Below are 280 nucleotides of genomic sequence, written 5' to 3' on the forward strand. Positions count from 1 at the left end.
CCACCAGCCGCACCTGCGAAATCGGCCTGACCCAGCACGGTGGCATCGACTACCACGGGCTGGTTTATCTGGTGGATCGGGTGACACGGGCGAAGGCTGTCTGAAAAAAAATAGAACTCTTGAGCGAGACGGCAATCCACAGAGCAGGCCCCGAAAAATCGGGGCTTTTCCTCCATTCGGTGGCTCGCCCAGCGGTCAGCGAAGCCTGGATCCCTCAGTTCAAGGAGATACACATGAAGCGTTCTGTACTGTTAGGTCTGTTCGTTACTGCCTCGATGAT

Annotated in this window: 1 protein-coding gene; it reads left to right on the forward strand. The window is 56.1% G+C overall.

All coding sequences use genetic code 11. The features are described 5' to 3' along the window. The coding region (locus tag AC0IYH_RS31155; RefSeq protein ID WP_471838062.1) for a hypothetical protein at positions 1-104 on the forward strand (104 nt) is incomplete at its 5' end. Positions 105-280 lie beyond the last annotated feature (176 nt).

The organism is Pseudomonas sp. AC463, assembly GCF_979253585.1.